This is a genomic window from Micromonospora sp. WMMD961, assembly GCF_029626145.1.
Lineage (GTDB): Bacteria > Actinomycetota > Actinomycetes > Mycobacteriales > Micromonosporaceae > Micromonospora.
This window is the reverse complement of record NZ_JARUBJ010000002.1, coordinates 2,459,889-2,482,463: the sequence shown is the minus strand read 5'-3', so window position 1 is coordinate 2,482,463 and position 22,575 is coordinate 2,459,889. Positions and strand designations below refer to the sequence as shown.

Genomic DNA, 22,575 nt, shown 5'->3' with positions numbered 1-22,575 from the left:
CCCTGCAACGCGACTGTCCTCAGGATCCACCGGTTGCCGAGCCGGGTGCGCCGACGCGGTAGCAGACCATCGCCCCCGGCGCCTTGCGCGACGCGAAGGGCTCCAGCCCCAGGGTTGGTGCGACAGCGGGGACGGCGGTGTTGCCCTTCCACACGCAGACCATGCCCACGCCCACCCGGTCCATCGCCCCGGCCACCGCGGAGCTGTCGACGGGCTCGCCGTCGGCGAACTGCGCGAGCAGCAGACGGTCCGTTGCGAACGGCGTCGTCGGGCCGTAGTCGGTGAGGTACAGGTCCCGCGGCAGCACCACCCGGACCTCCGTGGTGACCATCGGAAGCGACCGCATGACCGACGACGGGGCGAGCACCAGGCCGGCGGGACGGTCCAATTGCTTGATCCAGAACGAGGCGGCCTTGCGGTTGGGCGGCATCCGCCAGGTCGGGCTGGTCTCGACGGCCTTCCCGCCGTACCACATCGGCTTGCCCTGGGTGTAGAAGACGAACACCAGGAGCACGGGCAGTGCGACGGCGAGGACCTGGTTCACCCGGGCCGGCCCGGGCAGGCGGATGACCGCGAGGATGCCGACGAGCGCCGGCACCGGCAGGATCCACGGCACCCGCCACAGCACCGCCGTGAGACCGCTCAGGTCACCACCGAGCTTCAACACTCCGGGCACCATCAGGACCGTCACCGCCAGCGCGGCACCGACGGCGAGTTGCTGTGGCACACCCCGGCGGAGCAGGAGGGGAGACCACCAGACGGCGAGCCCGCCGATGAGACCGAGGACGCCGAGCCACAGGGTCAGCTCGTAGATGGTCCGCAGCTCCTGCAGCGGCGAGTACGTCGCGGCGGCCTCCTCCACACCACCGCGCAGCACCTGGACGAGCACGCCGGAGAGCAGCGGGTAGGCCGAGGCGGCCAGGAAGCACAGGACGGCCTCCCGCAGTCGCCGGGTCGCCAGCAGCGCCACCCCGGCCGCCCCGGCGAGCAGCGGCAGGAGGAACACGGCGGTGGTGGTGTAGCCGACGCTGGCGACGGAGAGCAACGTGAGCAGGACCAGCGCCCGCCGTGAGCGGTGCTCCAGGTAGTCGGTGAGGTACACCCAGGTGAGGGGGATCAGAGCGTGCAGGAAGACGCTCTTGCCCTGGGTGAGCCGGGGCAGGTGGTAGGTGTTCAGAGCGTCGGCGTAGTACGCCACGAGCAGGATGTAGGCTGCCGCGACGCCGAACGCGACCAGCGGGCGTCGCGGGGCCCACCGCTGCACGAGACGCCACAGGGCGAGGACCGCGAAGACGGCCAGCACCGGCAGCAGGAGGTACCACAGCACCGACGCGGTGTGCACGTGCAGCGCACGGGCCAGCGCCCCGACGAACACCTCGAACGAGGGCAGCGGCGGGTTCGCCGAACCGCCCGGCAACACACCCTCGGTGAACAGGAAGTCCTTGAACGGGATGGTGTCCCGCTCGGCCACCCAGACCGACTTGCCGACGTAGAAGACGTCGTCGAGGGACACCCGGTTGATCAACGTGCCGAAGTACGCGGCGGCCAGGGAGACGACGAGGACCACGTACCCCTGCACCGGGGTGGTGGCCCGGACGGGCGCGGCGGCGACCGCGCCGGCCGACCTACCGGCGGCCCGGGGCAGCGCCAGCCAGGCGGAGACCACCGACACCAGACCGATCCCGGCCGCCAACCACCAGCTCAACGCCCCCTTGCCGAAGGCGGCGAAGCTCGCGGCGCCGACCGCGCTGACGACCGGCAGGGCGTAACGACGCAGCAGCGACGCACGGTCGACGGAAGCGTCGGCGGGGCTGGCCACCGCCTCGTCGTCGGAGGGCCGGGGGGCCACGTCACGACGGCGCAGCTTCCAGGCCACGTACGCCGCGACCGGTTGCAGGACGACCCAGACCAGGAAGATGACGGACGGGCGCAGGTTGAGGCCGAGGTTGAGGTGGTAGAGCAGCGTCCAGATGGCGAAGCTGACCACCGCCGCGTCGGTGAACACGACGGGTGTGCCGGCCACCGCGGCGTTGAGCCGCCCGATCAGACCGCGCCGACTGCCACCGCCGGGTCGAGCACCCGCGCTCGCGGTGTTCCTCTGGTCGGCTGGCGCTGGAGTCGCAACAGCGTCTTCGACTTGCGTCACGGGGCGTCCTTGTCGTCCGGCGGCGAATTGAGGGCGAAAAGCGGATGTCTGATCGATGACAGCCGGGTGCCAAGTGGGCAGCCTAGCGGAATCGGACAGACGGACCGCCGCGGCAGGCGGCCGAGTGTCGGGTGACTGGTCAACCCGAGATCGGGGCCGCCCGAGGGCGGGACAGGGCACCGTCGGCGCCGAGCCCGGCGGCCACGGATTCGACCAGGTCGTCGAGGTATCCGTCGGTGAGGGGAAGCCGGGCGATGGCGAGCCGCCAGTAGAGCGGACCCACGATCAGGTCGATCGCCGCGTCCGGGTCGGTGTCAGCGGGCAGCTCGCCGCGCTGGACCGCACGGGTGACCAGGCGACCGCCGATCTCCTGTTGGCGCGCGTGCAGCACCCGGCGCAGGATCTCGTCGATGCTCGGGTTGCGGGCGGCCTCGGCCAGCAGGTCGGGGATGATCTGCGACGCCAGCGGGTGCCGCAGCGCGTGCGCCACCGCCTGGAACAGCAGGGCGAGGTCACCGCGCAGGGTGCCGGTGTCCAGCGCCGGCAGCTTGCCGTGTGCCGTCGCGGCGACGATCTCCAGCACCAGGTCGAGCTTCGAGCTCCACCGGCGGTAGATCGCCGTCTTGCTGACGCCGGCCCGCCGGGCCACCGCCTCGATGGAGAGCCGGCCGTAGCCGACGGCGGCGAGCTCCTGCATCAGCGCACGCCGGATCGCTGCGGTGATCTCGTCGCGCAGCACCGCCGCTCCGGCCGGGGCCCGCCTCTTCTCGGTCGTCATCCAGGGCTCTTATCGCAGGTCACGGGGACCAGAGTAACGCAACGACGATACGGTTGCGTCCCGACGTGTTTCGGACTACTGTCCTCGCAGCGACGAGGCGGCGCCCCGCGCACATTTCCCACTAGGATCCCATCGTCGCGAGCCACCCCGTCTGCACAGAGATCGGAGCGCCATTTCCATGGCCACCACCGCGCTGGTCGACCCCGACACGGGCCTGACCCAGGCGCAGCTGGCCGCTCGACACGGGCTACGGGTCGCCGGTGAGCGCCCCAGCGTCGTCGAGTACAGCCGCCGACTATGGGCGTACCGCCACTTCATCGCCGCGTACGCCAACGCCAAACTGGTCGCCTCGTACAGCAACGCCAAGCTGGGTCAGCTCTGGCAGGTGCTCACCCCGCTCACCAACGCGGCGGTCTACTACCTGATCTTCGGGGTGGTGCTGGCGCAGAACGAGATCCCGAACTACATCGCCTACCTGACCACCGGGCTGTTCATCTTCAACTTCACCCAGAGCGCGGTCCTGGCCGGCACCCAGTCGATCAGCAGCAACCTGGGGCTGATCCGGGCGCTGCACTTCCCCCGGGCCAGCCTGCCGCTGTCCACCACGATGACGCAGTTCCAGCAACTGCTGGCCTCGATGGTGGTGTTGATCGGCATCGTGCTGGTCACCGGCGAGCCGATCACGCTGGAGTGGTTGCTGCTGGTGCCGGCCCTGATCCTGCAGGCGGTGTTCAACGCCGGCGTGGTGCTGGTGGTGGCCCGGTTGGGCTCCAAGTCGAGCGACCTCAAGCAGGTCATGCCGTTCGTCCTGCGTACCTGGATGTACGGCTCCGGCGTCCTCTACAGCGTCAGCCTCTTCGAGCGGCTGCCGGCCTGGGCGACGACGCTGGTGCAGTACAACCCGCTGCTGGTCTACATCGAGCTGGCGCGGTACACGCTGCTCGAGGAGGCGCCGCTGCTCAACGAGTCGCTGGGTCAGCTCTGGCTGGTCGGCGCCGGGTGGGCGCTGGTCGCCGGGGTCGGCGGCTTCATCTACTTCTGGCGCGGGGAACAGGAGTACGGCCGTGGCTGAGCACTTCGACATGCCCATCGAGGCGACCGCGACGATGACCTCGACGCAGGAGCGCATCCCGACCGTCGTCGTGGACGACGCGCACATCATCTACCGGGTGCACCAGGGCGCCGGCGGTGGCACCACGCCGGTGGCCGCGCTGCGCCGACTGGTCAAGCGCACCTCCGCGCCGAACATCCGGGAGGTGCACGCGGTCAAGGGGATCTCCTTCACCGCGTACCGGGGCGAGGCGATCGGGCTGATCGGCACCAACGGCTCCGGCAAGTCCACCATCCTGCGGGCCATCGCCGGTCTGCTGCCGGTCAACCGGGGCGCGATCTACACCCAGGGGCAGCCGTCTCTGCTGGGCGTGAACGCCGCCCTGCTCAACGACCTCTCCGGAGAGCGGAACGTCACCCTCGGCTGCCTGGCGATGGGCATGCATCCCGACGACGTCGCCAAGCAGGCCGAGGGGATCATCGAGTTCTCCGGGATCAACGAGCGCGGCGACTTCGCGAGCCTGCCGATGCGGACGTACTCCTCCGGCATGGCGGCCCGGCTACGGTTCTCCATTGCCGCTGCCAAGAAGCACGACGTGCTGCTCATCGACGAGGCGCTCGCCACCGGCGACAAGGGCTTCCGCAAGCGCAGCGAGCAGCGGGTGCGGGAGTTGCGCGAGGGCGCGGGCACGGTGTTCCTGGTCAGCCACCAGCTCTCCTCCGTACGCGACACCTGCGAGCGGACGATCTGGCTGGAATCGGGCGTCCTGCGGATGGACGGCCCCACCGACGAGGTCGTCCGCGCCTACGAGGCGTACGCGAACAGCAAGTAGCACCTTCGGCATCGACACGACGCCACGGACCGCGTCGCCCGCGTTGGGGCGGCGCGGTCCGCGCGTTAAGGTTCATCCCGTCGCCGCTCGGGCGGAACCTTCCGTTTACGCATCCCTGAGAGTGAGGATCCGGCAATGACGCAGGACCAGACCACTGGCCCGGACGCCGAAGCGGAGACCCCGACGCCGTGGCGGCCCTCGCGGACGGTGGCCGTGGTTCTGGCCGGCGGCACCGGCACGCGGCTGGGCCTCGGCATCCCGAAGCAGCTGCTGAAGATCGCCGGCAAGCCGATCATCGAGCACACCCTGGCGGTCTTCGAGGCGGCACCGGAGATCGACGAGATCATCGTGCTGATGGCGTCCGGTCACGTCGACGACGCCCAGCAGATCGTCGAGAAGGCCGGCCTGCGCAAGGTCACCAAGGTGATCGAGGGTGGTGACACCCGCAACGCCACCACCCGGATCGCGCTGGACGCGGTCGGCCCGGCGGACTGCAACATCCTCTTCCACGACGCGGTGCGCCCGTTGCTCAGCGGACGGATCGTGCGTGAGTGCGTCAACGCGCTCTGGACCTACGACGCCGTGGACGTGGCCATCCCGTCCGCGGACACGATCATCCAGGTGGACGACAACGACTGCATCACCGACATCCCGGTGCGGTCCCGGCTGCGCCGGGGGCAGACCCCGCAGGCGTTCCGTTCCCCCACCATCCGCGAGGCGTACCGCATCGCCGAGGGTGACCCGAACTTCGCCGCCACCGACGACTGCGGCGTGGTGCTGCGCTACCTGCCCGGCACCCCGATCAAGGTGATCGACGGTTCGGACGAGAACATCAAGGTCACCCACCCGGTCGACGTGCACCTGGCCGACAAGCTCTTCCAGCTCGCGGCGGCGCAGGCACCCCGGCTGACCGACCACCGCAGCTACAGCGAGGAGCTGACCGGCCGCACCATCGTGGTGTTCGGCGGCAGCTACGGCATCGGCCACGAGCTGACCGAGCTGGCCCGTCGATTCGGCGCCCAGGTCTTCCCGTTCAGCCGTTCCAGCACCGGCACCCACGTGGAGCGGGCCGAGGACGTCGAGGCCGCGCTGACGACCGCGTTCGAGGCCACCGGTCGGATCGACCACGTGGTGGTCACCGCCGGGATCCTGGAGCGGGGCGAACTCGCCGAGATGGACGAGGAGACCATGGACCGGGTGCTCCAGGTCAACTTCGTCGGCCCGGTGACCATCGCCCGCCAGGCGCTGCCCTATCTGCAGCAGACCAAGGGTCAGTTGCTGCTCTACACCTCCAGCTCCTACACCCGGGGGCGGGCCCGCTACGCGCTCTACTCGGCCACCAAGGCCGCCCTGGTCAACCTCACCCAGGCGCTCGCCGACGAGTGGGCCGACGTCGGCGTACGCGTCAACTGCATCAACCCGGAGCGGACCGCCACCCCGATGCGGACGCGGGCCTTCGGCGAGGAGCCGGAGCACACGCTGCTCGCCGCGGAGGCCGTCGCCCAGTCGTCCCTGGACGTGCTGATCTCCGACCTGACCGGCCAGGTGATCGACGTACGCCGGGCGCCCGGGGACGGGGCCACGCCGAGCGTGCCGGCGCAGGCCGGGCCGGGTCAGGTCGAGACGCCGGCCGACGTGGCGTCGGCCAACTGACGCCCACGGCTGCGGAACCACGAACGGAGCGACATGCGCGGCGACCTGGTCCGAAAGCTGGCTGCCCGCTGCCTGAGCACCGGGTTGGCCGTGCTGGCCTTCGTCGTGCTGGCGCTCACCGACGGCACCGGCTGGGGCCTGGCGTTGGCCGTCGCGGCCGTGGTCGCCTCGGCCGTCGAGCAGCGCATCCGGCCCGGTGCTGACCTCGTCGCGGAGACGACGCTGATCGCCGCCGCGGTCCTGGTGGGTTACTGGCGTCGGCTGGACGACGGTGTCGACCTGGCGCTGGTCGCCACCGCACTGGTCCTGCTGGGGCTGGTGCTGCTGGTGGGGCCGCTGCGTACCGCCGGCAATCTGGAGATGCGGACGGCGAACCTGCCGGTTCGCGCCTGGACGCCGTTGGTCGCCGACCAGCTCGGCACCGCGCTACTCGGGCTGCTCGCCGTGGTGGCCCTCGCCGCCGCGCTGACAGTGCCTGCCGTGGTGCCACTGGTCGCCAGTCTGCTGGTCGGTGCGGGCGCCGGGACGGTCGCCCTGGACCTGGCTCGGCGGCGGTTCCGGCCGGGCGTCGGCGGTGGGGCGGTGGGCCGCGCGCTGCGTCGGCACCAGCCGGAGTTCGTGCTCTACTTCTCCGCCCCGCCCGGCTCGGAATACCAGGTCACCATGTGGCTGCCGTACCTGCAACGGATCGGCCGGCCCTTCCTGGTCGTGCTCCGCGAGCCGGAGTTCCTGGCACCGATCGCGGCGGCCACCGACGCTCCGGTGGTCTACTGCCCCACCCTGCGGGCCATGGACGAGGCCCTGGTGCCGAGCATTCGGGCGGCGTTCTACGTCAACCACGGGGCGAAGAACAGCCACTGCATCCGCTTCACCCAGCTCACCCACGTGCAGTTGCACCACGGCGACAGCGACAAGGCGCCGAGCGCCAACCCGGTGTCCGGGATCTTCGACCGGATCTTCGTGGCCGGCCCGGCCGCGATCGACAGGTACGCCCGCGCCGGGGTGCAGATCCCCGCGGAGAAGTTCGTGGTGGTGGGTCGCCCGCAGGTCGAGTCGATCCAGGTACGCCCGGAGCCCGCCCGGGGCCTGGCCCACCCCACGGTGCTCTACACCCCCACCTGGACCGGGCACCACGCCGACGCCGACTACTGCTCGCTGCCGGTGGCCGAGCAGTTGCTGCGCCGGCTGCTGGAGCGCGGTGCGACGGTGATCCTGCGGGCTCACCCGTACACCGCGCAGAACCCGGCGTCGGCGCGCCAGTTGGGCCGGCTGACCGAGGTGCTGGCCGCCGACCGGGCCCGCACCGGCCGGCAGCACGTGTTCGGTGCGGCGGCCCGGGAGCTGAGCCTCACCGAGTGCGTCAACGCCTCCGACGCGCTGGTCTCCGACGTGTCCGGGGTGATCTCGGACTACCTCTACTCCGGCAAGCCGTACGCGGTCACCGACATGGGTGACGCGGGTGACCGGTTCGTGCAGCGGTTCCCGCTGGCCGGTTCGGGTTACGTGCTGCGCCGGGACATGTCCAACGTGGACGGTGTGCTGACGGACCTGCTGGACACCGACCCGCTGGCCGAGGCGCGCTGGGCCACCCGCCGCCGCTACCTGGGCGACTTCCCGGCCGAGTCGTACGCCGAGGCATTCCTCACCGCCGCGCGCCGGGAGCTGACGGCGACGGACGAGCTGGCCGCGCCCACACCGGTGTAGCTCCTCAGCGGTACGGGTCGAGCAGCGCCAGCACCGCCGCCGGGTCCTCCACGTGGGCGTTGTGGCCGAGACCGGGCAGCGTGGTGACCGGTACGCCGTACTCCTTGAGCTGTTCGTCGGTGACCATCGGGTCGTGCTCCCCGCGCGCCAGCACGACCGGCACGTCGGTCGCCGCGAGAAGCGCGGCCAGGTCGGGCTCACCGACGGCGAACGCGGTCGGGTCCATGGCGAGGCGCCACCGGCCGTCGACCTGACGCAGGCCGGCGTCCACCACCGGGTGGTCCGGCGGGACCAGGCCGGCCAGGCCGGACACCCGCAGGTAGCGGCGGGCCGCCTCGGCTCGGGTGGCGAACCAGCTGACCGGGCGGGTGGCGAGGTCGGCGGCGCGGGTCAGCTCGTCGGGTGACCAGACGGCCTTGATGCCCAGCCCGACCACCGCGTCCACCGGCGTGCCGGCGGCGCGGGCGGCCAGCGCGAGGCCGACCACACCGCCCAGCGAGTGCCCGAGCACGACCAGCCGGTCACTGGCCGCCAGGCCGCGCGCTATCCGGTCGGCGAACCCCGCGAAGGTGTACGACGGCAGCGGCCCCGCCCAGCCGTGGCCGGCGAGGTCCGGTGCCAGCCACCGCCCCGTCCAGCGCTGCTCCAGCAACGGTGCCCACGGCAACCAGACGTCCCCGGTCGTACCCATCCCGTGCAGGAGCAGCAGGACCGGCCCGCGACCGGCTTGACCACCCGATTCATCCACCACGGCCGCAGTCTCCCACGGTTCACGGCCCGGTACGAGAGTCGTCATCCCCGCAACTCCCGGCGAGACACCGACGGCACCGACGAAGACGCCGCGGGCGCCGGCCCCTTGTGGGGGACGGCGCCCGCGGCGATCCAGCGTGCCCGGGTCAGGCGGAGTAGCCCCGGCTGGCGATCCAGTTGGCCAGGTCGATGGTGGTGATCCAGTACGACGGGTCGGCCGCGTTCGCCGAGTCGGCGATCCGGACGGTGCGGCCGTTGTCCTTGTAACCCACGACGGCGATGTAGTGCCCGCCGCCGTAGGAGTGCCAACCGCCGTCGGTGTCGGTGGCGTCGCCGACGACGTTGGCGACCACGCCACGGCCGTCGGTGATGGCCTTGACGACATCGGCCTGGAGTCGGTCCATCTGGGCCGGGCTGGGCGCGCCGGCGAACATCCGGGTCCGGTACGGGGAGCCCTTCACCTCGGCGTTGAGCACCCGGGTGGTGTCCTCGGCCGAGTTGGTGCCCATCTCGGTGGTGCCCAGTTCGGCGCCGAGTTCCTCCTGGGTGCGGTCGATACCGGCGGCGCTGAGCGCGTTACGGGTGGCCGCCGGACCGCAGTTGTAGTACGTGTTCTGCGCCTCGTAGTCGTAGTCGAGCACCTTGGTCGCGGGTGGCTTCGGCGGCGTCGGCTTGCGGGTCAGGTCCGGGTTGGCCTTGGCCTTGGCCACCGGCGCGGCGGCGCTGGTGGCCGGGGCGGCGGTGGTCGGCGCGGCGCTGGCCGACGGGGACGCCTCGCGCAGTTCGCTGCGGGAGGCGGCGACGTCGCTGCGCATCTCGGCGACCGTGGTCGCGGTGCGCTGGTTTGCGGGTGCGTCGTCGGCGGTGGTGAGCAGGGCGCCGGTGGTGGTGGCGATCGCGAGGGCCGCGGCGGAGGCGGCGACGATCTGGTACGGGCGCTCGGTGGCGAAACGGCGGAGCTGACGCTGCAGGGTGTGCTTCACGGGGTCCTCCACGGATCGGGGGGAGAGCGGCACACCGGCGACCGGACCGGCATCCGGGCAGGCGCCAGCGCGCGGACCGTGGTCCGCGGATGGTGAACCGCTCAGGGGAACGCCCGGCGCGGCCGGGCGGTCAGGCGATGACCCGGGGGGTCAGCTCACCGTCACTGGACGAATGAGCGGGGGCACCGCTGCGCCGTGGAGGCGAGGGAACAACCGAGGGGTGGAAAGGTGCTGCACGAGGATGGAACTCCTTCCGACACCGCCTACCGGGTTAGCTGACGGATTCGGGCGGGAAGATCGCCCTACCGCGGGCCGTGGCTCGCGGATTCACCCCGGACTTACTAGTGGGTCCCCGGTTCGTTCATCACGATTGAGCGGGTCGGCGCGGCGTCGCCTCTTGCGATCGGTTACCGCACCGGACGGGACGACACTACTGGTCACTCCACGCCCTGCCAAGCCAGGTTCACCTGCGTAAACCTAAATCGGGGCGGCAATTTCTGCGCGTATTGCCGATGACGTGACTCGATGGGACAAGCGGATGCGGCGACGCCTGTGGGCGATAACCGGACAGGCCGCCGAGAACGCGACCAGAATCACCGGAAGAATCGCGCCGATCGCGCCGGACGCCCGATTCCCCGTCAGCGTGAGCCGGCTCACGTCACGGATCGGGCTCAACTCACCCGGGCCGGGCGCCACCGTGCCACGACAGCCGGTCGGAACGCACCGGTCACCGATCGCCGGGCGGATAGCGGGTTCGGTCGCAGCCGGGCCGCCGCCGCGTAGGCCTCGGTGGCGAGGACGCACGCTGAGTCGGCAGCCAGTTCCGCGTCCCGCCAGGCAGCCCGCTCCCGGGCCGCCGCGGTCTCGTAGTCGGCCAGCCTCGCGTCCCGGATCGCCCGGCTGAGCAGCACCTCCTGCTCGACCGGGTGCCGCCGGGGGTCCCAGCCGCGCCGGTGCGCGAACACGTCGCCGAGCTGCGTCATGGTCAGGTCGCCCCGCCAGTACGCCGCCATCGCCGCCCGGTGCAGATAACGCTCCCGGGCGGCGTACTCGGCCGGGGTTCGGGGCGTGTACGGGGTGGGCAGCGCCCCGGCACCGGCGAAGCGACGGGCGGCGGTGTCCGCCTCCTCGTAACCGCCCCAGGCCCGCTCCATCTCCTCCTGAGCGGTCAGCCAGGCAGCGCGTCGCCGCTGCGCGGTCCTGGCCGCGCCGGTTGCGGCGACCGCCACCTCCTCGGCGTACCGACGCCGGTCGACGGCCTCCGCGGCGGCCACCTCCCGGGCGGTGGGGGCGGCCGGGCGCGGATCGTCCGAGGGCCGGTCCCGTTCGGGGCGGGCCACCAACAGGGCGAGCACGCCCAGGGCGAGCAGGAACAGGGTGGACCAGATGGCGGCGGCCTGCGGCACCTCGGTCACGAACTGGTAGAAGACAGCGGTCTCCATGGTCGGCACCTCGGGGAGAGAGCAGTGCGATGGGAAGTCGCGCCGGCCACCGGGCCACGGCGGAGCACGGGCCGGTGGGGCGCGGAGTTGGTGGGTCGACAGGCGCGGCGGCGGGACGCTCGTCCCGAGCGACTCAGGCCCGGGTGGCGCCCGGGGTGACTCAGGCCCGGGTGGCGCCCAGGTGACTCGGCGCCCGGGTGGCGCCCAGGCGACTCAGCGCCCGGGTGGCGCCCGGGGTGCCCGGCCGCTCGGGCCGTGGACGAGGGGCAGCCGGTCGGACCCGGCCGTGCGCACCGGCAACGACCCGCTCGCGACGCCGGCCTCGGGGGGCGCGGGTTGCGCGGCGACCGACCACGCCGCGGAGGCCTCCTCGACCGGCCCCTCGGTCGCCCCCTGCGCCTCGTGCACGGCCTCCTGCGCGCAGGTGCACGGGCAGCTTGCCGGAAGTGCGCCGAGGGCGAACGGAGGTGGCACGGCGGCCGAGGCCGGGCCCGCGCCGAGCGCCAGGGCCGCGACGACGGCGAGGCTGGTCAGCACCCGCGTCGCCCAGCGCGCCACCCACCACAACGGACAGGTGAACGCGACCGGGAGCACGACCCCACGCTACCGTCGTGCCGACCTCCGCGCACCGATCACGGGCGTGTCGCCGCACGCCGCGCCGAACCCCCACTGAGCAGGGTGGACGGTGTCAGCGCGAGTCGACGTACGTTGATCGACCGCTGGTCTGCCCGCTCTCGCCGGCCGCGTCGGTCCGCGCGCCGACGGCGTCGGGTTCGGCCGCGCGTTGTCGGGGGACAGCCGTCGGACGGGCCGGGCGGCGCGGTGCGAGCCGACGCATCATCGGCGTCTCGACGAAGCGGTGCAGCAGCCCGGCGAGGACCAGGTTCACCACCAGGAAGCCGAGCACCACGACCGGGCCGCGCCAGCCCGTGAAGCCGGTCCCCCAGTCACCACTCCAGCGCAGCACGCTGGTCATCACCAGCACGTGGACCAGGTAGAAGGCGAAGGAGACCTCGCCGAGCCAGATCAGCGGCCGGGACCGCCACGGCGACCGCTTGTCCCGTACGTCGGCGTCCGCGGCGGCGGTGATCACCAACAGGTACGCGACCGCGAGCAGCGTGGTCCACAACTCCGCGGGGATCCACTGCGCGGCTGCCACCCAGGTACCCACGAAGATCACGCTGGCGACGGTCAGCCCCGGGCCGCGCCAGAGGCCCCGGCGCATCAGCTCGGCCGCCACCGCACCCAACCAGAACTCCAGCGACCGTACGGGCGGGAAGATCTGGGTGAACCACCACCGGCTCACCTCCGGCACCAACTGCTGGGCGGGCCAGAGCGCGAGGATCAGCAGCGGCAGCGCGACGATCAGCACCCACAGCAGCTTCGGACGGGCCTTGCGCAGCAGCGGCAGCGCCAACGGCAGGCACAGGTAGAAGAAGAACTCGCAGGAGAGCGACCAGCTCACCGTGTTGACGCTGTAGAACCAGCCCATCCGGGGGTCCCAAGCCTGCAACAGCAGCAGGTTCTCCAGCGCGACCGTCGGCAGGACCGGGTCGGCGAACCACCAGGCGACCAGCAGCGCGGCTCCCCACAGCACCAGGTGGTTCGGGTAGATCTTGGCAACTCGACGCCGCCAGAAGGTGCGCCGGGAGTCGCTGACCCGGGCCGACCAGACCAGCACGAACCCGCTGAGGATGAAGAAGAACTGCACCCCGGACAGGCCGAGGGTGAACAGCGCGTCGACCACCGCCTTGTAGTCCGGCTCGGCGATGATCCGCATGGTGCCGGCGTGGAAGCCGAAGACCAGCAACGCGGCGATCCACCGCAGCCCGGTCAGCGAGGGCAGCCGGGCGGGCGCGGCGGGCCGGGCGGTCGACACCGCAGCGGCGCTGGTCATGCCGGGATCCCGAAGTTCGGCAGGGTCACCAGCACGTCCGTATCCTCCTCGGCGCGGCGTCGGACGGCGCGACGGCGACGCCCGCGACGGCCCGGCAGGGCCGCACCGAGGCACCCTACCGGGTCACTCCCGGGTGAACCGGACGCGTCCCGCCCGCCGACGGCGCCCCGGGCCGCCGGACTGGTGAACTGCGGGCCGGCCGCCGTTAACCTTCCGCTGGGCGGGAGTTCAGGGACTCCACCATCGGCGGTCACGTCAGGTTCCGGGTTCGGCCACCCGGACCGTCAAAGGTGGCGGGCGTGGTCAATGAGCCGACGCACGCACCGCTGCTGAGCATCGTCGTGCCCGTGTACGGCGTCGAGGCGTACCTGTACCAGTGCCTGGAGTCGATTCGGGCCGACATCCCGGCGGGCGAGTCGGACACGGTCGAGATGATCGCCGTCGACGACGCCTCCCCGGACGGCTGCGGCGACATGCTGCGCTCCTACGCCGCCGGCCGCGACGGTGTCCGCGTCGTGCACCTGAGCAGCAACGTGGGTCTGGGCCTGGCCCGCAACGCCGGGCTCGACGTGGCCACCGGCCGGTACGTCTGGTTCGTCGACAGCGACGACTGGTTGCCGCCGGGCACGATCGCGGCGGTGCTGGACCGGCTGCGTCAGCACCAGCCCGACGTGCTGATGCTGGACCACCTGCGGGTGCACGAGGACGGTCGGCGGGAGGTCGACGCGAGCAGTCATCTGCTGCGCGGCATCGGGGGCGTGACCCGTCTCGACGACCAGCCGCAGCTGCTGCGGGTGCAGCACACCGCCTGGAACAAGGTGGTCCGGCGGGACTTCCTGGACCACCTGGAGCTGCGCTTCTTCCCCGGCTGGTACGAGGACATCCCGTTCAGTCACCCCCTGCTGATCGGTGCCGAGAAGATCTCCGTGCTGGACCGGGTCTGCTACCTGTACCGGCAGGGTCGGCACGGCGCGATCACCTCGACCCGCAGCGGCCGGCACTTCGACGCGTTCACCCAGTACGAGCGACTGTTGGACTGGGTCGCCCGCAAGCACCCGGACGAGCGGTTGCAGGCCGAGCTGTTCCAACTGATGATCAACCACTATCTGGTGGTGGTGGGCAACGACGGCCGGCTGCACCCACACCTGCGGCGGGACTTCTTCCACCGGGCCGCCGAGCACTACCGCCGGTACCTGCCCGCCGGCGGTTATCCGCTGCCGTCGGGCGTGACCGGGCTCAAGCACCGCCTCGTGGGGCGCGGCGACTGGCTGGCGTACTCGGCTCTGCGCCAGGCGCACCGGGTCGCCGGTCGCCTGCGTCGCCCCAGCCCCGCGGGCGACGTCGACACCGGCAGCGGTTCGGTCACCGCCGACGACGACCCGGGTCGGGGGGCGGGCGCCGCGACGACGGATGAGGGCGTCACGACCACGCAGCGGCGCGACGCGCTGGCCGGGAGCCGCCTGTCGTGAACGCCTCCACCGCACCACACGCCGGGAGCCGGGTCGGCTCCCGGCGCCCTGGTTTTCCAGGTCGTCCACCCGCCGGGCGGACGACGACAGCACCACCGCACCACGGTGCGGGCGTACCCGAGCAGAGGTCGGAATGACGGCGACAATCAAGATCGGACCGCACGCGGTCGGGGCCGGGGAACGACCGTTCGTGGTCGCCGAGATGTCCGGCAACCACAACGGCGACCTGAACCGCGCGCTGGCCATCGTCGACGCGGTGGCCGCGAGCGGGGCGCACGCGCTGAAGCTCCAGACGTACCGGCCGGACACCATCACGATCGACGTCGACACCCCGGCGTTCCGGATCTCCAGCGGGCACGAGTTGTGGGGCGGGGAGAACCTGTACCGCCTCTACGAGCGGGCGCACACCCCGTACGAGTGGCACGCCCCGATCTTCGAACGGGCTCGCGAGCGTGGTCTGACCGTGTTCTCGTCACCGTTCGACGCGACCGCCGTGGAGTTGCTGGAGTCGCTGGACGCGCCCGCGTACAAGATCGCTTCTTCGGAGTTGGTGGATCTGCCGCTGATCCGGCTCGTGGCCGGCACGGGCAAACCAATGGTGATCTCCACGGGTATGGCGACGGTCGCCGAGATCGACGCCGCGGTGCGGACCGCCCGGGATGGTGGTGCGGCGGGCATCGTCCTGCTGGCCTGCACCGCGTCCTACCCGGCGCCGCCGGCCGACAGCAACCTGCGCCGACTGCCGGTGCTGGCCGGCGCGTTCGACGTGCCGGTCGGGCTGTCCGACCACACGCCCGGCATCGGGGTGGCGGTCGCGTCGGTGGCGCTCGGCGCGTGCTTCATCGAGAAGCACGTCACGCTGGACCGGGCTGACGGCGGTGTGGACTCGGACTTCTCGCTGAACCCGGCGGAGCTGACCGCCCTCGTCGCCGAGTCGGGCCGCGCGTACGCGGCGCTGGGTGGCACCGCGATCGGCCCGACCCCGGCCGAGCGGGAGGGGCTGCGGTTCCGCCGTTCGCTGTTCGTGGTCGAGGACGTGCGGGCCGGCGACCCGGTGACCGCCCAGAACGTCAGGTCGATCCGACCGGCCGGCGGGCTGGCGCCGGTGGAGATCGACCGGGTGCTGGGCCGGACCTTCACCACCGACGTCCCACGCGGCACCCCGCTGAGCTGGAATCAAATCTGACCCCACCCCACCCCGCCCCACCCGCACCCCACCCCGCCCCACCCTGCCGCGTCGATCATGGACTTGTGGTGGACTTTTAGACACTAAATATCCGCTTTGTGAGGCACCACAACTCCATGATCGACGGAGCTGGGGGTGGGGCGGGGTGGGGTGGGGGTGGGGGCGAAGCCGACGGTGAGCACCAGGTCGGCAAGCCGCAGGGTTCGCCAGAGTGCGCCGCCGTGCGCCGGGACGCCCAGCCCGTGCCAGCGCCACCAGGTCGCGATCGGCACGTCGGCCAGCTTGCAGCAGCACTCGGCTCGGGTCCACCGGGCCCAGAACTCACCCGTGCCGAACCGGCGGGCCAGCGCCGGAGGCACCGGCGCGTCGGCGCGCTCCGCGTCGATCGCCACCCGCCAGCCGGGGACCGGTGGGCCGTACCAGCCGACACAGCGGCCGTCATCGAGGTGACTGCGGGTCACCGCGTCGGCCAGGGCGGCCGGTGACCCGATGCGGAGGTGCTGCTCCGCGGTGGCCAACAGGCCCGGCACCGGACGCGGCAGGGCGGTGCCGCCCGCCCCCGGCGACGCGGCCGCCGGGGCGCCGCCGACCGGCATCGCCGGTTCAGCCGCGAGGAGACCCGGCCGCAGGTCAGCTGGCGGCGGCACCGTCCACCACGATGACCTGGCCGTTGATGTTGGTGTGCTCGCGCAGCAGCATCCGCACCACCGGCGTGACCTCCTCCGGCTCGGTCAGATGACCGGTCGGGGTGCGGCGCACGATCTGGTCGAGTTGGGTCGGGCCGAGCACGGCGGACATCTCCGAGGCGAAGAAGCCGGGGGCTACCGAGTTCACCAGCATCCGGCCGCCCAACTCCCGGGCCAGCGAGCGCGTGGCGGCATCCATGCCGCCCTTGGTGGCCGAGTACGCGACCAGACCCGGGAAACCCCGCTGCCCGCAGATCGAGGTGATGTTGACGATCCGCCCGCGGAGCCCCTTGGCGAGCATCCGGCGGATCACCAGCCGGGTCAGTTGCAGCGGGGCGGTCAGGTTGGTCTCGATGATCCGGGCGATGTCGTCGGCGGCGGTGTGCGCGTGCAGCGAGTCCTGGCCCATCGCGGCGTTGTTGACAACACCGTCGATCGGGCCGAGACGCTGTTCGGCGTCACGGACGAAGCTCTGCGCGGCGCGCAGGTCGGTGACGTCCACCGAGCCGACATGCACCCGGTCGGGGTGCTCGGCGGCGAGCTTCTCCAGTTCCGGGGTGACGCTGCGGGCGAAAGCGGCCACCCGTACGCCGGCATCGAGCAGGTCGGTGACGATGGCCAGGCCCAGCCCCCGGGAGCCCCCGGAGACGAGGACCACGGAGCTGGGTGGGACGAGCTGGGTGTCAGACATCGCTCTTCAGGGTCTCCTTGACGGGAATCTCGGTCAGCACGCGGATCCGACGTGGCACGGCGTGCTCGGGAAGCCGGTCGGCGCACCAGCGGACCAGCGCGGCCTCGTCGGTGTCCGGCTGGTCGGCGGGGGCGAGGACCACCTCGGCGACCACCATCCGGCCGAGCACCGGTGCGCGGCGGCCGGTGACGCGGGCCCACGCCACCGACGGATGCTCGGCCAGCACACCGCGGACCACGCCGGCGGAGACCTTGCTGCCGCCCACGTTGATCTCGTCGGAGTCCAGTCGGCCGGTGATCAGCACCCGGTCGTCGCGCACCTGCACCCGGTCCCCGGTACGGACCGGGCCGGCCAAACCGGCCCCGTGGAACGGGGAGGTGACCACCAGCTCGTCGTCCACCACGGAGAGCGTTGGCCGGCCCGGGGTCTCCCGGTCCAGCCAGTCGACCGGGAACCCGGCCCGTCCGTCGTGCACCACAATGGACGCCCCCACCTCCGAGGACGCGTAGATCCAGGAGATCCGGGCCGCGGGGAAGATGTCCCGGAGCTGGTCCAGGATCGCCTGGTCCACCGGCTCGCCGCCGAGGGTGATCTGGCGCAACGGCACCCGGGCCAACGCGGCGGCGTCGCGGTAGAGGGTGCGACGCCAGAAGGTGGGGGTGCCGGAGGCGGCGTCGACGCCGTGCGCGGCGGCGATCGTGGGCCAGTCGTCCAACTCGTCGGGCTCGACCACCACCAGATGCTGCCCGGGCTGGGTCAGCGACAGGGTGACGACCTGCCACCAGGCGTACGTGCCGGGGGCGTACGGGCAGAGCCACGTCCGGTCGGGCTGGTCGGCCCGCACCGTGGTCAACGTGTCGAGGGTGTGCCCGACCCGCTTGGGACGCCCGGTCGAACCCGAGGTCAGCAACCAGAGCCGGCCGGGCTCGGCGGCTCGCGGCCGGGCCGGGACGCTGGGGTGCACCCCATCGTCGTCGAGGACGCTGACGGTGAACCCGGCGTCGAGCAGCTCGGTACGCATCGCCGCGTCGACCCGACTCGCGCTGCTCAGCAGCAGTTCGGTGCCGTACACGGCGTGCTGCCGGGCCGCGGTGAGCGCGTGCACGGCGGAGTGGGCGAGCACCGCGGCCGGGTCGGGAAGCGTCGGCAGCGGCAGCGTGCGCCAGGTCCGCGTGGCGCCGCCGACGACGAGCCGGTTGTCGACGCCAGCCGGCTCCGGGCCCGCCGGTGTCCGGTGGCCCGCCGTCGCGACGGTCACTGGTGCTGCAGCTCGACGAGGAAGTCGAGCACGTCTCCGACGGTGGCGATGCGGCGCAGGCCGGGCGCGTCGAAGTTGAGCTCCTCCCCCGTCTCGTCCTCCACCCGCAGGGCCAGCTCGGAGAAGTCCAGCGACCGGAAGCCGATCTCCCGCAACTGCGCCGCGTCGTCCGCGGGCAGTTCCTTGTCCTGGTTCTTCAACACCTGAGCCATGAGGTCGCGAATCTGCGCGCGACTCAATTCGTTCATGCGCCGGAGTCTACAACCCAACGAATGCATATCTGCGGTGCCGGTAGGCACGGGTAGGGTGCCGGGACCGGACGTGAACAGCTAAGAAAGAGAGACGCACGTGCTGCGCGAAGCGACAGCGGACGACGTTCACCTGATGTTGTTCTGGCGTAATCAGGAAACCAACCGTCAGGTCAGCAAGACCAGCCACGAGATCACCGCCGAGGAGCACGCCCGGTGGTGGTCGGCGGTCCGCGACGACCCGTCCCGGCGGGTTCTGATATACGTCCGAGACGACCGCCCCTGCGGCGTGGTCACCTTCTTCGACCTGCGGTTGGAGGGCCCACGGACGGGGGCGTGGGGCTTCTACCTGGACGCCGACGGGCTGGACGGTCGGGGCGAGACGCTGCCCGCCTGGCTGGGGGTCATGCGGGAGGCCGTCGAGTACGCCTTCGACGGGCTGCACCTGGACCGCCTAGACGGGGAGGTACTCGGGCACAATACCGTCGTACGACAGATGAACCGGCGTTTCCGTTTTGTCGAGGGCACCCCACGACAGGAGTTGTCCGACGGTCGGGAAATCACTATCATCCCGATTTCCCTGGCCCGAGCCGACCGCCGCCAACGCTGATTGGCGCACATATTTCCAGGGCGGACCGAATTCATTAACCGGCCATGCTCCCGGTGGACATCCGCTGTTCACGAACAACGGTGTCCACCGGGTCGGGGCGGGTCAGGCGCGCCGCCAGGCCGCCCAGTGCTGCACCGGGTTGCCGCCGAGACGGACGAAGCCGTACGCGGTGCCGTCCCAGTCGTCGGCCTGGCCGGGTGCCCACCGGGCGAACACCACCTGCGCCGCCGCCGGCGGCTCCTGGTCGCCGAACCACCGGACGTCGGTCCAGGTCACCTGGTGGCTGAGGTTGAACCGCATGATGTAGTGGACGCCGGTCGAGGCCCACACCCGCTCGCCGGGGCGTACGCCGAGGTCGGCGACCTGGGGTGTCGGCGCGCTGCTCGCGACGGCGGGCCGCACCGTGTGTTGGTCGATCACCTGCATGGTCGCGAGGTTGACCACGACGAGTACGCCGAGCACCGGCATCCGCAGCCGGGGCACCAGGACGGCGGCGACCAGCAGCAGGCAGCCGGCGATACCCACCAGCGACCCGACCACCGGTCGCATCTCCCGCCAACTCCCGGTCAACGCCATCAGGTCCGGTGCGCCGAAACCGCCGTAGCGTAGGTAGTGGCCGCGACTGGCCACGTACGCGAGCCGGACGGCGATCAGGGCACCGCCGCCGACCAGGAGGGCCACCGCGACGGCCGCCCGACGCAGGACCACCCGGCGGCCGGCGGTGAGGAGCACCGCGAGCCCCACCAGCAGCCAGAACGGCGCCAGCATCTGCACGTAGCGGCCGTAGATCGCGTCCAGCGGCTTGCCGGTGATGCCGGCCAGGATCACCGACGCGCCACCGGCGACCCCGACGGTCACCACCAGCGCCACACCCATCGTCCAGCGGGTCGCGTCGCCGTGCCGTGGCCGCCACAGCTCGCGGACGGCGGCGGCCCAGGCCACCCCGGCCATGCCGAACGTGATCACCACGAGGTACCAGAGCTGGGTGGCGACGGCGGCACCGACCCGGACCACACCCTGCGCGGAGGCGACCGCCTCGACCGTGCCACCGCCGGGGGTGCTGCCGAGCAGGTAGACCTTGTCGCCGAGGTAGCGGATGGCGGCCGCGTTGACCAGCGCCATGGCGAGCACCGGCAGCAGCGCCGCGAGCACCGCGGGCGGACTGATCCGACGGCGGACGAACAGCAGCAGGACCAACCCGGCGTGCACCGCCACGATCACCAGACCCCGGGAGTGCAGCAGGTGGAACCCGCCGACCAGCAGACCGACGGTGGCGGCGGCGAGCGGGCCGGGCCGGTCGATCCAGCGGTGCACGGCGAGCAGCCAGGCGACCACCAGCGGCGCCATCACCGTATCGATCATCGCGACGCCGGCGTAGAACGCGGTGGCCGGCAGCGTCGCCGCCGCGGCCGCACCGAGCAGCGCGTACGACCGGGGCAGCCGGAGCAGGCGGCGACCGAGCAGGTACGCCAGCGGCAGCAGCGTCGAATTGATCATCGCGTTGATCAGTTGGACGATCCGGTAGCTGTCGGAGAAGTCCCGGTCCCCGAGGAACGCCGGCGAGATCAGCATCGGGTAGCCGACCCGACGCAGCAGGTCGTTCTCGCTGCTGAAGCCGCCCGGCCCGCCGGCCAGAGCACGGGCGGTGTTGAGGTAGCTGTCCTCGTCGGTGTGTGCGATCGGCAGGACGATGTGCCGGGACAGCCACATCCGCCAGGCGACGCTGAGCACCCAACCGACGACCAGCAGCAGCGGCACCACCCAGCGCCGAGCGGGTGCGGCGTCCGGTGTCGCCGCTGCCACCTCCGGCCGTTCGATCACGTCGCTACCGGATGCCATCAACGCCTCCAGAATTGCCAGCCGGATCCGGCCCGCGCGGACTCCGCGGGCAGGTGGGCCCGCGTCGGTGACGCTCGGGATGAACCGCCCGCACCAGGCGGTGCGGATGTCGGATGAACGCGGGAACCGGCCACGAACACGGCTGCCGAGTCTCCCGCGCGGCCACTGTAACGGCCCGACCCGGACCGGTCAGGCCGGTTGCGCGCTACGCGGAAGTGTTCGCCTGGACGGTGCCCGGCATTCACGGGGGCAGGGGTCGCGGTTAACCGGCGAGCGCCGGGAAGTTAACCCGCCGTGGCTACCGTCGCACCCCGGTCGGCCGGCCGAGGGCCGCTCGTTCATCCACGAACACGGGAGCACCAAATTGAGTGAGTTGAATGGATCGTCCATTCTGATCACCGGAGGAACGGGTTCCTTCGGCAGGACCTTCCTCCAGCACATCCTCACCGAGGCCGACCCCGCCCGCGTGGTGGTGTTCTCCCGCGACGAACTCAAGCAGTACGAGCTGCGCCAGCAACTGGGCGACGACCCGCGACTGCGCTGGTTCATCGGCGACATCCGGGACCGGCACCGCCTCACCCGGGCGATGCACGGTGTCGACCACGTGGTGCACGCCGCCGCCCTCAAGCAGGTGGACACCGCGGAGTACAACCCCTCCGAGTACATCGCCACCAACATCACCGGCTCGCAGCACGTCGTCGACGCGGCGATCGAGGCCGGCGTCCGGAAGGTCATCGCGCTCTCCACCGACAAGGCGTCCAGCCCGATCAACCTGTACGGCGCGACGAAGCTGGTCGGCGACAAGCTGTTCGTCTCGGCCAACCACTACGCCGCCCAGCACCCCACCCGGTTCGCCGTGGTGCGCTACGGCAACGTGGTGGGCAGCCGCGGCTCGGTCGTCCCACTGTTCCGCCGGCTCGCCGCCGAGGGCAAGAGCCTGCCGATCACCGACAAGCGGATGACCCGCTTCTGGATCACCCTGGACCAGGCCGTTCAGTTCGTCATGGACTCGTTCGACCAGATGCAGGGCGGCGAGCTGTTCGTGCCGCGCATCCCGAGCATGCGCATCCTCGACCTGGTCGAGGCCGTGGCCCCGGACGCCACCACCCACGAGGTGGGGATCCGTCCGGGCGAGAAGCTGCACGAGGAGATGATCGCGCCCGACGACAGCCGGCGGACGCTGCGCGCCGACGGCCGGTTCATCGTCCAGCCGACCATCGCCACCTGGGGCTACCAGCCGCCGGTCGACTGCGACCCGGTCCCGGACGGATTCGCCTACCAGTCGGACACCAACGACGAGTGGCTCACCGTCGAGCAACTGCGCGACATGCTCGGCATCACCGCATGACGGG

At 71.7% G+C, this 22,575-nt stretch carries 20 protein-coding genes and 1 riboswitch; of the genes, 8 read left to right on the top strand and 12 right to left on the bottom strand.

Going from position 1 to position 22,575, the window contains the following annotated elements:
• Positions 1-19: 19 nt before the first annotated feature.
• Positions 20-2,146, bottom strand: a complete 2,127-nt coding sequence (locus tag O7614_RS11730; protein ID WP_278138489.1) for a DUF6077 domain-containing protein — start codon at positions 2,144-2,146, stop codon at positions 20-22.
• Positions 2,147-2,285: 139 nt separating this feature from the next.
• A complete protein-coding gene (locus tag O7614_RS11725; protein ID WP_278138488.1) occupies positions 2,286-2,924 on the bottom strand; it encodes a TetR/AcrR family transcriptional regulator in 639 nt (212 codons plus the stop codon).
• Positions 2,925-3,102: 178 nt separating this feature from the next.
• On the opposite strand from O7614_RS11725, the gene O7614_RS11720 reads away from it, so the two are divergent.
• The 4 genes from O7614_RS11720 to O7614_RS11705 all read left to right on the top strand — a co-directional run bounded on the left by O7614_RS11720 (position 3,103) and on the right by O7614_RS11705 (position 8,164).
• On the top strand, positions 3,103-3,996 hold the full coding sequence (locus tag O7614_RS11720) for an ABC transporter permease (RefSeq protein ID WP_278138487.1): 894 nt from the start codon (positions 3,103-3,105) through the stop codon (positions 3,994-3,996).
• 10 nt (positions 3,997-4,006) lie between these two features.
• Positions 4,007-4,807: an ABC transporter ATP-binding protein gene (locus O7614_RS11715; protein ID WP_278142227.1), complete on the top strand. Its 801-nt coding sequence runs from the start codon at positions 4,007-4,009 to the stop codon at positions 4,805-4,807.
• A gap of 135 nt (positions 4,808-4,942) precedes the next feature.
• The gene (locus O7614_RS11710) at positions 4,943-6,460 is read left to right on the top strand and encodes a bifunctional cytidylyltransferase/SDR family oxidoreductase (protein WP_278138486.1); all 1,518 of its coding nucleotides are present in this window, start codon (positions 4,943-4,945) and stop codon (positions 6,458-6,460) included.
• A 33-nt stretch (positions 6,461-6,493) separates the two neighbouring features.
• Complete coding sequence (locus O7614_RS11705; RefSeq protein WP_278138485.1) at positions 6,494-8,164, top strand: CDP-glycerol glycerophosphotransferase family protein; 1,671 nt, start codon at positions 6,494-6,496, stop codon at positions 8,162-8,164.
• A 4-nt stretch (positions 8,165-8,168) separates the two neighbouring features.
• On the opposite strand, the gene O7614_RS11700 is transcribed toward O7614_RS11705, so the two are convergent.
• The 5 genes from O7614_RS11700 to O7614_RS11680 all read right to left on the bottom strand — a co-directional run bounded on the left by O7614_RS11700 (position 8,169) and on the right by O7614_RS11680 (position 13,236).
• Entirely contained in the window at positions 8,169-8,915 is a 747-nt protein-coding gene (locus tag O7614_RS11700; RefSeq protein WP_278138484.1) for an alpha/beta hydrolase, read from the bottom strand.
• Positions 8,916-9,060: 145 nt separating this feature from the next.
• Entirely contained in the window at positions 9,061-9,909 is an 849-nt protein-coding gene (locus O7614_RS11695) for a C39 family peptidase (RefSeq protein WP_278138483.1), read from the bottom strand.
• A gap of 233 nt (positions 9,910-10,142) precedes the next feature.
• Positions 10,143-10,284, bottom strand: a riboswitch (cyclic di-AMP (ydaO/yuaA leader).
• Positions 10,285-10,568: 284 nt separating this feature from the next.
• On the bottom strand, positions 10,569-11,339 hold the full coding sequence (locus O7614_RS11690) for a hypothetical protein (protein ID WP_278138482.1): 771 nt from the start codon (positions 11,337-11,339) through the stop codon (positions 10,569-10,571).
• Between the two features lie 213 nt (positions 11,340-11,552).
• On the bottom strand, positions 11,553-11,933 hold the full coding sequence (locus tag O7614_RS11685; RefSeq protein ID WP_278138481.1) for a hypothetical protein: 381 nt from the start codon (positions 11,931-11,933) through the stop codon (positions 11,553-11,555).
• A 94-nt stretch (positions 11,934-12,027) separates the two neighbouring features.
• On the bottom strand, positions 12,028-13,236 hold the full coding sequence (locus O7614_RS11680; protein WP_278138480.1) for an acyltransferase: 1,209 nt from the start codon (positions 13,234-13,236) through the stop codon (positions 12,028-12,030).
• A 299-nt stretch (positions 13,237-13,535) separates the two neighbouring features.
• Here O7614_RS11680 and O7614_RS11675 point away from each other — a divergent pair, with 299 nt between their 5' ends.
• Both O7614_RS11675 and pseI read left to right on the top strand, forming a co-directional pair.
• Complete coding sequence (locus tag O7614_RS11675; RefSeq protein WP_278138479.1) at positions 13,536-14,705, top strand: glycosyltransferase; 1,170 nt, start codon at positions 13,536-13,538, stop codon at positions 14,703-14,705.
• A gap of 133 nt (positions 14,706-14,838) precedes the next feature.
• Positions 14,839-15,891: a pseudaminic acid synthase gene (gene pseI / locus O7614_RS11670; protein WP_278138478.1), complete on the top strand. Its 1,053-nt coding sequence runs from the start codon at positions 14,839-14,841 to the stop codon at positions 15,889-15,891.
• An 83-nt stretch (positions 15,892-15,974) separates the two neighbouring features.
• Here the strand turns inward: pseI and O7614_RS11665 are convergent, their stop codons facing one another.
• The 4 genes from O7614_RS11665 to O7614_RS11650 are packed head-to-tail and all read right to left on the bottom strand — an operon-like array spanning position 15,975 to position 18,774.
• Positions 15,975-16,538 carry a hypothetical protein gene (locus O7614_RS11665; protein WP_278138477.1) on the bottom strand — a complete coding sequence of 188 codons (564 nt, stop codon included), beginning with the start codon at positions 16,536-16,538 and terminating at the stop codon, positions 15,975-15,977.
• On the bottom strand, positions 16,522-17,268 hold the full coding sequence (locus tag O7614_RS11660; RefSeq protein ID WP_278138476.1) for an SDR family NAD(P)-dependent oxidoreductase: 747 nt from the start codon (positions 17,266-17,268) through the stop codon (positions 16,522-16,524). The genes O7614_RS11665 and O7614_RS11660 overlap by 17 nt, the downstream gene beginning before the upstream one ends.
• The gene (locus O7614_RS11655) at positions 17,261-18,526 is read right to left on the bottom strand and encodes an AMP-binding protein (RefSeq protein WP_278138475.1); all 1,266 of its coding nucleotides are present in this window, start codon (positions 18,524-18,526) and stop codon (positions 17,261-17,263) included. Before O7614_RS11655 ends, O7614_RS11660 begins: the two co-directional genes overlap by 8 nt.
• Positions 18,523-18,774 (bottom strand): acyl carrier protein, encoded by a 252-nt coding sequence (locus tag O7614_RS11650; protein ID WP_091401397.1) that lies wholly within the window; start codon positions 18,772-18,774, stop codon positions 18,523-18,525. Before O7614_RS11650 ends, O7614_RS11655 begins: the two co-directional genes overlap by 4 nt.
• A gap of 100 nt (positions 18,775-18,874) precedes the next feature.
• On the opposite strand from O7614_RS11650, the gene O7614_RS11645 reads away from it, so the two are divergent.
• Positions 18,875-19,384 (top strand): GNAT family N-acetyltransferase, encoded by a 510-nt coding sequence (locus O7614_RS11645; RefSeq protein WP_278138474.1) that lies wholly within the window; start codon positions 18,875-18,877, stop codon positions 19,382-19,384.
• A gap of 102 nt (positions 19,385-19,486) precedes the next feature.
• On the opposite strand, the gene O7614_RS11640 is transcribed toward O7614_RS11645, so the two are convergent.
• Positions 19,487-21,223: a hypothetical protein gene (locus tag O7614_RS11640; protein WP_278138473.1), complete on the bottom strand. Its 1,737-nt coding sequence runs from the start codon at positions 21,221-21,223 to the stop codon at positions 19,487-19,489.
• 364 nt (positions 21,224-21,587) lie between these two features.
• On the opposite strand from O7614_RS11640, the gene pseB reads away from it, so the two are divergent.
• Entirely contained in the window at positions 21,588-22,571 is a 984-nt protein-coding gene (gene pseB, locus O7614_RS11635) for a UDP-N-acetylglucosamine 4,6-dehydratase (inverting) (protein WP_145784310.1), read from the top strand.
• The last annotated feature ends 4 nt before the right edge of the window (positions 22,572-22,575 follow it).